Here is a 10,204-nt window from a genome sequence, read left to right as displayed (position 1 = left end):
CGTCGCCGGTGGATCAAGATCAAGAGCACTCGAGCTTGCGCTCATTGTTGAGTGGTGCGGCTTCGCCGCGGGCAGCTGCGCTGCTTTGCTTTTGCTTTTGTGGGAGCGAGCCTGCTCGCGAAGGCGGCCTGCCAGCCGACCTGTTTCTCGCTGATGTACTCGATTCAAACTGTGGGAGCGAGCCTGCTCGCGATAGCGCCCTGCCAGCCAACCCATTCCTGCCTGATGTACATCAATCCTGTGGGAGCTGGCTTGCCAGCGAAGGCGGCCAGTCAGTCAACAACGCTCTGCCTGACTCACCACCTGCGCAACCAACATCCTGCTCTTGTCACTCCGGCACGAGCCTGTCCAGTACGCGGTTGACTGCCAGTTCGCCCAGCATGATCACTTGCTGTATTCCCAACAGGGAATTGCGCTGCGGTCCATCGATAAATCCGGCGAGGTCGCTGGCCATGATGCTTGCCGAGGCCAGTGATTCGCAGGCATGGACCAACAGGGTTTCGTTGTCCGCAGCCGGGTCGACGATGAACAGGGTGCTGGGTTTGCGCGGTGCGGCGGGGTCTTTGATGAGGCGGGGGTTGAGGTAGTAATCGATGGCGCGGTCGGCGGCTTCCTTGAGTTTTTGCGCTTCGAGGAGCGGGTCGGCGAAAGTCGGATCGGCAAGGGGTGGATCGGGCGTTATCTTTTTCACGGGCTCAGTCTCCTTGTGGAGTAAGGGCCGCAACCTCACGCTGCTAAACGATAAGGGTGGCAGCTGGACGCAGGTTAGCAGACCGATGAGCCACGAAATCGGCGCGCCCGAGGGCGCCCTGCGCACAGCCGCCATCAAGCACAGGAATGTATTCCGGACTGATGGAACTGGTGCAACGTGGTATCGGCGAGCTGCTAAACCCGACCACTGATGAGCAGTGGCAGGCAAACGATAGAACCCGCGCCCCAGGCGCACAAGCCGGCGGATTCTGGCGTAGCCGTAGGCAAAGGCGCAAGGATTTGTGGGCTGTTGCGAGGTAACGGGGCGTGAGTTTAAACGGCTGGTTTAAGCGCTGCGATAAATCGGTTGAATAGCCGAACGCTTTCGCGAGCAGGCTTGCTCCCACAGGGCCGGCGGTTGTACTGAGGAACCGTGAACACCGCCGAATCTGTGGGAGCGAGCCTGCTCGCGAAGGCGGTGCGTCAGTCAAAAAATCCTGACTGACACACCGCTCGGCCCTTACAACTGGTAACTGAAACTGATGCTGTAGCGAGGCTTGCGATTCAACGTGTCCAGCGCTTCATCGGACATGGCCTTCGCCACTTCCAGGGCGACGTTGTAGTACTTGGCATCGCCGAACCTCAGCCCGACGGCTGTCGATGACAGGTTGTTGGCCTGCACCGGCAGTTGGTTGAACCAGCTGCGCGAGCGGTCGACGACAACGTAGGGTTGCAGGATGCGCACCCAGTTGCCGTCGCGGTTGAAGCTGTAGTTGACCTCGTAGGCCACCCCCCAACCCTTGTCGCCCGAGGCCTGGTCGTCGGGGTAGCCACGGCCGAAGTTCTGCCCGCCGAATACGGCGCGTTCGCTGTCGGGCAAGGTGTCGTCGCTCCAGTACAGCGCCGCCGAGAGCACGCCTTGCCAGTTGTCGAGGAACTTGTCGCTCTGCACGCCGGACAGTCTGACGCGGAAGAAATCCAGGTCGATGTCGTCGTAGTTGGTGTGTGCGCCGAGGCTGTCGAAGCCCTGGTAGACGCCGGCACTGAGGATGCGCAGTTGGCGGGCGTCGGCCTTGCGCCAGTCGCCTTCGAAAGCCAGGGCGCGGACGTCGGTGCGCAGTTCGGTGCTGAAGGGAAAGTTGATGCCGTCGTAGCGCGTCTTGTCGTCGACCGCATACAGGCGCGAGCCGGCGGTCAGCAGTTCGTTGGCGGAGGCGATCAGGGGCGTGCTGAAGCCGATCGAGTAGCGATCGTTCTCGCGGTGAGTACTCAGGCGTCCGCCACCGCCGACCAGCACTTCGGTGTCCGGGTCGGCGCGGTAACGCGAGGCCGAGACGTTGAGTTGCGTGCCTTCGGTATCGAGGAACTGGCTGTAGTCGAGACGGTAGTAATGTTCTTTGTCGTCGCCCGGTGGGAACAGGCCGCTGAGGCTCAACTGTTCGCCCATCGACGTCTGCGAATTGCTGCTGATACCGAGCAACGCCTGCGGGCCGTTGCGGTTGTCTTCGGTGGTGCTCAGGGTGCTGGTGAACGGTTTGCGACTGGCCTGGGCGACCAGTGTGGTCGCGCCATCGGTGGTGCCCGGTGGCGGCACTTGCGCTTGAATGGTGACGCCGGGAATGCGGCTCATCAGCGTGGTGTAGCGCTCGAAGGTCTTGCGCGTCAGCGGGCGTTCGGCCTGGATTTTCGCGGCGAGTTTGTCGAGCAGACTTTTGACCCGGCCGATGTCGCCCTGCATCTGGATATCGCGCACGTAGCCCTCGACCAGTACCACCCGCGCCACGCCATCATCGAAGTTCTGTTGCGGCAGGAACGCGTAGGACAACAGGTAGCCGTCCTGCTGATAGCGACGGGTGATGTTGCGCGTAGCTTCGATCAGTTCGGCGAGGCTGGCCTGGCGGCCGATCAGTGGCTTGTAGATTTCCGCGAGTTCGTTGAGCGGGTAGATCGTGCCGCCTTCGATCTGCACGGTCTTGAGGTTGACCTTGGTTTCCATCAGCAGTGGCTGTGCGGCGGTCGCACCCGGGTCCGGCACTTGCAGCGGCGCCGCGCTCGGCCGATAGGCGTCGGCGGGCAGGTTGGGTACGGGGAGGTTGCGGATGGTTTCGTTACTGTTGAGAAAGCTGGGCAAGGTGTCGGCGAGGGCAGCGGAACTGAGGCTCAGGCACAGCAGGGATGCCAGTACGCGCATAGGACACTCCATGGTCAGAACACAGCACAGGGCAAGTTTTTCCGTAGAAAAAAGGCGGAAGACTCGTGGGAATCTTCCGCCCTCAACCAAGCGTAGGCGCTGTAGGTAAGGCCGTCGAATCGGCCAGGTGCAATTCAGCGTTTGTTGCCGCCCAGCGCGCCGGTCAGGCCGCCGAGTACCCCGCCCAGACCGCCAGTTGTGCCGCCAGTGGCAGTGCCGCCGTTGACCAGGCCACCGACCGCTGCCACGGTGCCGCCAACGTTGGTGACCAGACCGCCGACGGCAGTGGTGACCGGATTGTTGGTGGCGGCAATCGCCCCGCCGAGGTTGCCGACTGCGGCGCCCACCTGACTTGTGATACCCGCGACCGGCGTGCCGAGACCGGTAGCGGCGCCGACCTGTTGAGTCACAGTGGTGACTGCGCTGGTGACCGGATTGAGACCCGCACCGACGGCGGCGCCGACGCTGGCCAGCGGCGAGGTGGTTGCAGTGATCGGAGTGCCCGAGCCACCGAGTACGGTGTTGATCGACGCAATCGTGTTGCCCAGCCCGCCAGCAGTGACGCCGCCGGCACTGACTACACCGCTGGTGCTGCCGGCATTCAGACCGCTGCCGACGTTGACCACCGCACCCCCGACGGTTTGCAGCAGGCCGGTACCGCCGAGGCCACCACCGATGCCGCCGATGCCGCCAGTACCCGAGCCAGCGCCATTGGACACCAGGCCGCCCGCTTTGCCGACCGCCGTGCCGGTGTTGCTCAGGGCGCCGCCGAGGGTGTTGGTCAGGGCATTGCCGCTGCCTGCGTCTGTAACTTTGCCGCCGAGGCTGTTCACCGTGCCGCCCACTTTCGAGATCACCCCTTTGAGCGGATCACCCAGGCCGGTGGCATCGCCGAGCTTGTCGGTGGTGCTTTCGACCATGGCGATCACCGGCACCAGGCCGCTACCGACCTTGTTGGTCAACTGGCTGGTCGGGCCGCTGGTCAGTGAGGTGTTGAGGGTGTCGCCAAGCATGGTGACTTTTTCACCGATGCCATCGACCAGCGGCGCCACACGGGTGACTACACCGCCAACGACAGGAACGCTGCGGGTCGCTGTGTTGAGTTTGACGCTGAGGTCCGACACGCCGTCGCCAACATCGGAAACCACGCCGCCAACCGAGGCGACGGTGGTGGTCAGGCCATTGGGGTCAGTGGCCATTTTGCCGATGCCATCAGTGACGCCATCGCCCAGGGTGCTGACCACGTTGCCGGTGGTGTTGGCCACGCTTTGCACGATGCCGCCAGCGACCGGAACAGTGCTCAGCGAATCGCCGATCTGGCCGACGCCATCGCCGACACCGCTGACGGTTTTGCCGACATCCTGAACAAGTGTTGTGGTCACCAGCGAAGGTGCAGCGGGATTGGTCGGGTTGGTGGGATCGGTCGGGTCTGTCGGATTGGTTGGGTTGGTCGGATCGGTGCCACCGCCGGTACCGCCAGTGCCACCGGTTCCGCCGCCAGTGCCGCCAGTGCCGCCGGTGCCACCAGTGCCGGCAGTATCGCCGCCGGTTCCGCCGCCCGCTCCACCGCTGCCATCGGTGCCCGCCGTGCCGTCCGCCGTCGAGCTGCCCGAACTGCTGCGATGACCGCCACCGCCGCTGCTGCAGCCGACGAGGCCGACCGAAAGAATCAGTGCCAGCGCGATTGCCGATTTGGACCACATCACTTGAGTTTTCATGATTGAGATTCCTGCACCTGTCACAACGTTACGTTGCCTTCGATGGCTCGCCGATCTGTCGTCGGCGATGCCTCGTCCGTGGCTGTAATCTCAGTCGACGGCAGGTTTTTCACCATTCTCAAGTTGGTATTAACCCCTTTATATAGAGGGCTCGGCGCTATGCCGAAGGACTAATACCCAGGTAATAAACGGGCAAAAAAAAGCCTTGATATTCAAGGCTCGGTTTTTTCCAAAGCGGCGGGCAGGGCGCGGAAAAACTTAAGTGATATATACACAATTAACGGGTTTTTCCGCCCCGCCAGATCAGGCGATCGGTTGCCACTGACCGACCATATGTTCCAGGTCGCCGGCACCGACCAGGCGCAACTCACCGCTGGAGCCCGCTGCACTGGCCAGCAATGTCACTTCACTGGGCAGGCGCACCGGTTTGCGAAAGTGCACGGCGATTTCCAGGTTGGCTTTGGGCAGGTGATCGGAGAGTGCCGCCAGTGTGCGCGCCTTGTTCCACAGTCCATGGGCGATCGCGGTGGGAAACCCGAACAGTTTGGCGCTCGCCGCACTGAGGTGAATCGGGTTGTAGTCGCCGGAGACTTTCGCATACTGGCGACCGATATCGGCCGGCGCAGTCCAGCGCGCCACTTCGAGCAAATCCTGCGACGGCTGCCAGTCCTGAGCCAGCGCCTCGCCCTCGAGTTTTACCCCGCGACAGAGCATCCGGCTTTCGGCTTCCCACAGCGGCCCGAGCTGATCGTCGAGGGTGGTCAACAGATCGAACGTCGCGCCCTTGGCATGTGGTTGCAGGTTGTGCACGCGCACGCTGACTTGCGCGCGACTGATCGCGCCCATCGGCCGCAGCACGCGGATGCGGTTGCTCAGGTGAATCAGCCCCAGCAGCGGGAACGGAAAGTCCCTGGGCGTGAGCAATTGCATCTGCAAGGCGAAGGCGAGGATGTGTGGATAGGTCGGCGGCAGCAGGCCGTCATCGACGAAACCGCAGACCTTGCGATAGGCTGCCAGCCGTTTGTTGTCGATATCGACCCAGCAACGCAGGCCGCTATCGGGCAGTTGCGTACCGGTGATTTTGCGTCGCGTCGCTGCGCGCGAATAAAGCCCCGGCAGACTCGGTTCGCGATCCAGCGTGTGCCATTCGATGCTCATGCTCAAGCCCCCAGAACACTTTGCCCACAGACCCGCAACGCCTGCCCGGTGAACGCGCCCGTGCCCGGTTGCGCCAGCCACGCCACGGCTTCGGCGACGTCTTGCGGCAAGCCGCCCTGGCCCAGCGAACTCATGCGCCGCCCGGCTTCGCGCAGGCCGAACGGAATGTGCGCAGTCATTTGCGTTTCGATGAAACCGGGGGCGACGGCGTTAATGCTGATGCCCCGTTCCAGCAGCGTCGGCGCCCAGGCCTGGGCCAGACCGATCAGGCCAGCCTTGCTCGCCGCGTAATTGGTTTGCCCGCGATTGCCGGCGATGCCGCTGATCGAGGCGAGCAGGACCACCCGTGCGTTGTCGCGCAGGGTGCCGCTGTCGAGCAGCGCCTTGGTCAGCACTTGCGGGGCATTGAGGTTGACGGCCAGCACCGCGTCCCAGAATTCCGGGGTCATGTTGGCCAAGGTTTTGTCACGAGTGATGCCAGCGTTGTGCACGAGGATGTCGAGGCCGTCGGGCAGCAGCTCAATCAATTGCGCGGCGGCGTCATCGGCGCAGATATCGAGAGTGATCGCCCGGCCGCCGAGGCGGGCGGCGAGGGCCTCAAGGTCGGTCCTGGCCGGCGGTACATCGAGCAGAATCACCTCGGCGCCATCGCGGGCGAGGGTTTCGGCAATCGACGCGCCAATGCCGCGCGCAGCGCCGGTGACCAACGCCTTGCGCCCGGCCAGCGGTCGGGTCCAGTCAGTCACTGGCGTGGCGCACGCGGTCAGGCGAATCACCTGGCCGGAAACGAATGCACTTTTCGGCGAGAGGAAGAATCGCAGCGGGCCTTCCAGTTGATCTTCGGCACCTTCGCCGACGTAAATCAGCTGCAAGGTGCCACCGCCGCGCAGCTCTTTGGCCAGCGAGCGCGAGAAGCCTTCAAGTGCTCGCTGCGCACTGGAGGCGAACGGATCACCCAGGCTTTCCGGCGCGCGGCCGAGGATGACCAGATGCGCGCTATGGTCGAGATTCTTCATCAATGGCTGGAAGAATTCGCGCAACTGCTTGAGCTGGTCGGTGTGTTGCAGAGCGCTGGCGTCGAACACCACCGCTTTGATTTTCGGCCCGTGGCCGGGGATCCACGCGGTGGCCAGCGAGGGCTCGGTGCCGTAGCTGTAGATCGCGTCGGTCAAGCGGTTGGCAAACCCGCTGATCCGTTCGGCCAGCGGCCCGCCACCGATCAACAGGGCGCCCTCGATCGGCCGCAGACGCCCCGCCTGCCAGCGTTCCAGCCGCACCGGCGACGGCAGGCCCAAGGCCCCGACCAGACGATGGCCGAAGGATGAGTTGGCGAAGTCGATATAGCGGTCAGACATGGAACGCTCTCCAGAAGTTGGGGTTCAAAGTGTGGACTGTCCACGGCAATCAATCGTTCGATCGGCGCAATAAGGCCTACGCTTGAACACTCAGGTTTAGCAGGTCTTGCAGATAAATGCGGTTCATGTGGGAGCGAGCCTGCTCGCGAAGGCGCTGTATCAGGCGCTGAAGAGGCTGAATGTGCCGGCCTCTTCGCGAGCAGGCTCGCTCCCACAGGGATTGGGCAAATTTCGACCATTTGGAACAGGAGCTCTTCATGACCCAGCTGCGCCGCGTCGCGATCATCGGCGGTAACCGCATCCCTTTCGCCCGCTCCAACGGGCCGTACGCCACCGCCAGCAACCAGGCGATGCTCACCGCCGCGCTGGAAGGCCTGATCGAACGCTACAACCTGCACGGCCAGCGCATCGGCGAAGTGGTGGCGGGCGCGGTGCTTAAATTGTCACGGGATATGAACCTGGCCCGCGAATGCGTGCTCGGCTCGCGCCTGTCACCGATGACGCCGGCCTACGACATTCAGCAAGCCTGCGGCACTGGTCTGGAAGCGGCGTTGCTGGTGGCCAACAAGATCGCCCTTGGCCAGATCGACTGCGGCATCGCTGGCGGCGTCGACACCACTTCCGATGCGCCGATCAGCGTCAGCGAAGGCCTGCGCAGGATTCTTCTACAGGCCAACCGCGCCAAGAGCACCGGCGACAAACTGAAAACCCTTTTGCAGTTGCGGCCCCGGCATCTGATTCCCGAATTCCCGCGCAACGGCGAGCCACGTACTGGCCTGTCCATGGGCGAGCACTGTGAGCTGATGGCGCAGACCTGGAATATTCCCCGCGAAGAACAGGATCAACTGGCCCTCGAAAGCCACCACAAACTCGCCGCTTCCTACAGCGAAGGCTGGCACAACGATCTGATGACGCCGTTCCTCGGCCTGACCCGCGACAACAATCTGCGCCCGGACCTGACCCTGGAAAAACTCGCCACGCTGAAACCGGCCTTCGAGAAAAGCGCCAAGGGCACGCTGACGGCCGGCAATTCCACGCCGCTCACCGATGGCGCTTCGGTGGTGTTGCTGGGAAGTGAGGAATGGGCCAAAGCGCGCGGCTTGCCGATCCTCGCTTATCTGCGCGACGGCGAGGCGGCGGCGGTGGATTTCGTCAACGGTGCCGAGGGCCTGCTGATGGCGCCGGTGTATGCCGTGCCACGCTTGCTGGCGCGCAACGGCCTGACCTTGCAGGATTTTGATTACTACGAAATTCACGAAGCCTTCGCCGCGCAAGTGCTGTGCACGCTCAAGGCCTGGGAAGATCCCGAATATTGCAAAACCCGCTTGGGGCTCGACGCGCCCCTGGGTTCGATTGATCGCAGTCGGCTTAACGTGAAGGGCAGTTCGCTGGCGGCGGGGCATCCGTTCGCCGCAACGGGCGGGCGGATTGTCGCGAATCTGGCCAAGCTGCTGGATGCGGCGGGCAAGGGGCGAGGGCTGATTTCGATCTGTGCGGCGGGTGGGCAGGGTGTCACCGCGATCATTGAACGCTGAAAAAGCCCCTCACCCTAACCCTCTCCCAAAGGGAGAGGGGACTGATGGGGGATTCTTGAAATCGACGCCGACCTGAGCGCCCTGCACCGAATCCAAAGCTGCGATTCAAACCAGAAGCGCTGCGGTCTCTCAGGTCGATGCATTACGGGAGACACCTCGATCGGCCCCCTCTCCCTCTGGGAGAGGGCTGGGGTGAGGGCAACTGAAGTTCACCGACCATGTCAGATTCTGTCGCAAATGCCCTTGCCGACCGATACCAATCAATGCCACGGTCTCGGCTATGATTCGCCCGGGTCGCTGCGATTGATCCGGCACAGTGTGTGCATCCTCAAGGTTCACAGGTCGGCAACCCCTCCCCGTCGGGCGAGGATTGCCGTATAACGAGTGACATTCGCGTGTTTGGTAATAAAGGACCCACAATAAAAGCTGATGAAGACTCCAAAACGCATTGAACCCCTGATCGAGGACGGTCTGGTCGACGAAGTGCTGCGCCCACTGATGAGTGGCAAAGAGGCAGCTGTTTATGTAGTGCGCTGCGGCAATCAGTTACGTTGCGCCAAGGTCTACAAGGAGGCGAATAAACGCAGTTTCCGCCAGGCGGCCGAGTATCAGGAAGGCCGCAAGGTTCGTAACAGCCGTCAGGCGCGGGCCATGGCGAAGGGGTCCAAGTTCGGTCGCAAAGAGACCGAAGACGCCTGGCAGAACGCTGAAGTGGCGGCGCTTTTCCGTCTCGCCGGCGCCGGTGTGCGAGTGCCCAAACCCTATGACTTCCTCGACGGCGTGCTGTTGATGGAGCTGGTGGCCGACGAATTCGGCGACGCCGCGCCGCGTCTGAATGACGTGGTGCTGGAGCCGGATCAGGCGCGCGAATATCACGCGTTCCTGATTTCGCAGATCGTGCTGATGTTGTGTACTGGTCTGGTGCACGGTGACCTCTCCGAGTTCAACGTGCTGCTGACCCCGACCGGCCCGGTCATCATCGACCTGCCCCAGGCAGTCGACGCTGCGGGCAACAACCACGCGTTCAGCATGCTCGAGCGTGACGTTGGCAACATGGCTTCGTACTTCGGCCGTTTCGCGCCGGAATTGAAGAAGACCAAGTACGCCAAGGAAATGTGGGCGTTGTACGAAGCCGGCACCTTGCACCCGAACAGTGTGCTGACCGGTGAGTTCGACGATCCGGAGGACCTGGCCGATGTCGGCGGGGTGCTGCGCGAAATCGAAGCGGCGCGCCTCGACGAGGAACGCAAGCAGGCCATTCGCGCGGCGGACGACGCGCCGAAAGGCAAACCCGAAGAACCGCCTCCACCGCCGTGGATGCAGTGATCGCGTGATGAAAAAGCCCGGCTTCGGCCGGGTTTTTTGTTTGAGTCAAAAAGCACCCTCACCCCAGCCCTCTCCCGGAGGGAGAGGGGGCCGACCGAGGTGTCTTGAGCCATACATCGACCTGAAAAAACCGAGTCGATTACGGATTCAAAGAAAAACGTTCAGGTCGGTGTATTTCCCAAATATCCCCCAATCGGTCCCTCTCCCGGAGGGAGAGGGGGCCGACCGAGG

The 10,204-nt window shown here is 62.8% G+C and carries 7 protein-coding genes; 2 read left to right on the top strand and 5 right to left on the bottom strand.

The window, feature by feature from the left end:
- Positions 1-328 precede the first annotated feature (328 nt).
- The 5 genes from D8U61_RS27265 to D8U61_RS27245 all read right to left on the bottom strand — a co-directional run bounded on the left by D8U61_RS27265 (position 329) and on the right by D8U61_RS27245 (position 7,112).
- Positions 329-691, bottom strand: a complete 363-nt coding sequence (locus D8U61_RS27265; protein ID WP_122881132.1) for a DUF6124 family protein — start codon at positions 689-691, stop codon at positions 329-331.
- 519 nt (positions 692-1,210) lie between these two features.
- Complete coding sequence (locus tag D8U61_RS27260) at positions 1,211-2,881, bottom strand: POTRA domain-containing protein (RefSeq protein ID WP_125917558.1); 1,671 nt, start codon at positions 2,879-2,881, stop codon at positions 1,211-1,213.
- 134 nt (positions 2,882-3,015) lie between these two features.
- On the bottom strand, positions 3,016-4,599 hold the full coding sequence (locus D8U61_RS27255; RefSeq protein ID WP_130928030.1) for a collagen-like triple helix repeat-containing protein: 1,584 nt from the start codon (positions 4,597-4,599) through the stop codon (positions 3,016-3,018).
- 303 nt (positions 4,600-4,902) lie between these two features.
- Positions 4,903-5,757: a MaoC/PaaZ C-terminal domain-containing protein gene (locus D8U61_RS27250; RefSeq protein WP_130928029.1), complete on the bottom strand. Its 855-nt coding sequence runs from the start codon at positions 5,755-5,757 to the stop codon at positions 4,903-4,905.
- Between the two features lie 2 nt (positions 5,758-5,759).
- Positions 5,760-7,112: a 3-oxoacyl-ACP reductase gene (locus tag D8U61_RS27245; RefSeq protein WP_130928028.1), complete on the bottom strand. Its 1,353-nt coding sequence runs from the start codon at positions 7,110-7,112 to the stop codon at positions 5,760-5,762.
- A 257-nt stretch (positions 7,113-7,369) separates the two neighbouring features.
- Here D8U61_RS27245 and D8U61_RS27235 point away from each other — a divergent pair, with 257 nt between their 5' ends.
- Positions 7,370-8,647, top strand: a complete 1,278-nt coding sequence (locus tag D8U61_RS27235) for an acetyl-CoA C-acetyltransferase (RefSeq protein ID WP_130928027.1) — start codon at positions 7,370-7,372, stop codon at positions 8,645-8,647.
- A 429-nt stretch (positions 8,648-9,076) separates the two neighbouring features.
- A complete protein-coding gene (locus D8U61_RS27230; RefSeq protein WP_016771829.1) occupies positions 9,077-9,973 on the top strand; it encodes a PA4780 family RIO1-like protein kinase in 897 nt (298 codons plus the stop codon).
- Positions 9,974-10,204 lie beyond the last annotated feature (231 nt).

This window comes from Pseudomonas sp. Sample_14, assembly GCF_004307515.1.
Classification (GTDB): Bacteria; Pseudomonadota; Gammaproteobacteria; order Pseudomonadales; family Pseudomonadaceae; genus Aquipseudomonas; species Aquipseudomonas atacamensis.
The sequence above is the reverse complement of the archived record's forward strand: the minus strand, read 5'-3'. Positions and strand labels throughout refer to the sequence as shown.

Bases quoted from the DNA above. Each gene is read 5' to 3' on its own strand.
- D8U61_RS27235 (WP_130928027.1), top strand. From the start codon at position 7,370: ATGACCCAGCTGCGCCGCGTCGCGATCATCGGCGGTAACCGCATCCCT.
- D8U61_RS27230 (WP_016771829.1), top strand. From the start codon at position 9,077: ATGAAGACTCCAAAACGCATTGAACCCCTGATCGAGGACGGTCTGGTC.
- D8U61_RS27245 (WP_130928028.1), bottom strand. From the start codon at position 7,112: ATGTCTGACCGCTATATCGACTTCGCCAACTCATCCTTCGGCCATCGT.
- D8U61_RS27250 (WP_130928029.1), bottom strand. From the start codon at position 5,757: ATGAGCATCGAATGGCACACGCTGGATCGCGAACCGAGTCTGCCGGGG.
- D8U61_RS27260 (WP_125917558.1), bottom strand. From the start codon at position 2,881: ATGCGCGTACTGGCATCCCTGCTGTGCCTGAGCCTCAGTTCCGCTGCC.
- D8U61_RS27255 (WP_130928030.1), bottom strand. From the start codon at position 4,599: ATGAAAACTCAAGTGATGTGGTCCAAATCGGCAATCGCGCTGGCACTG.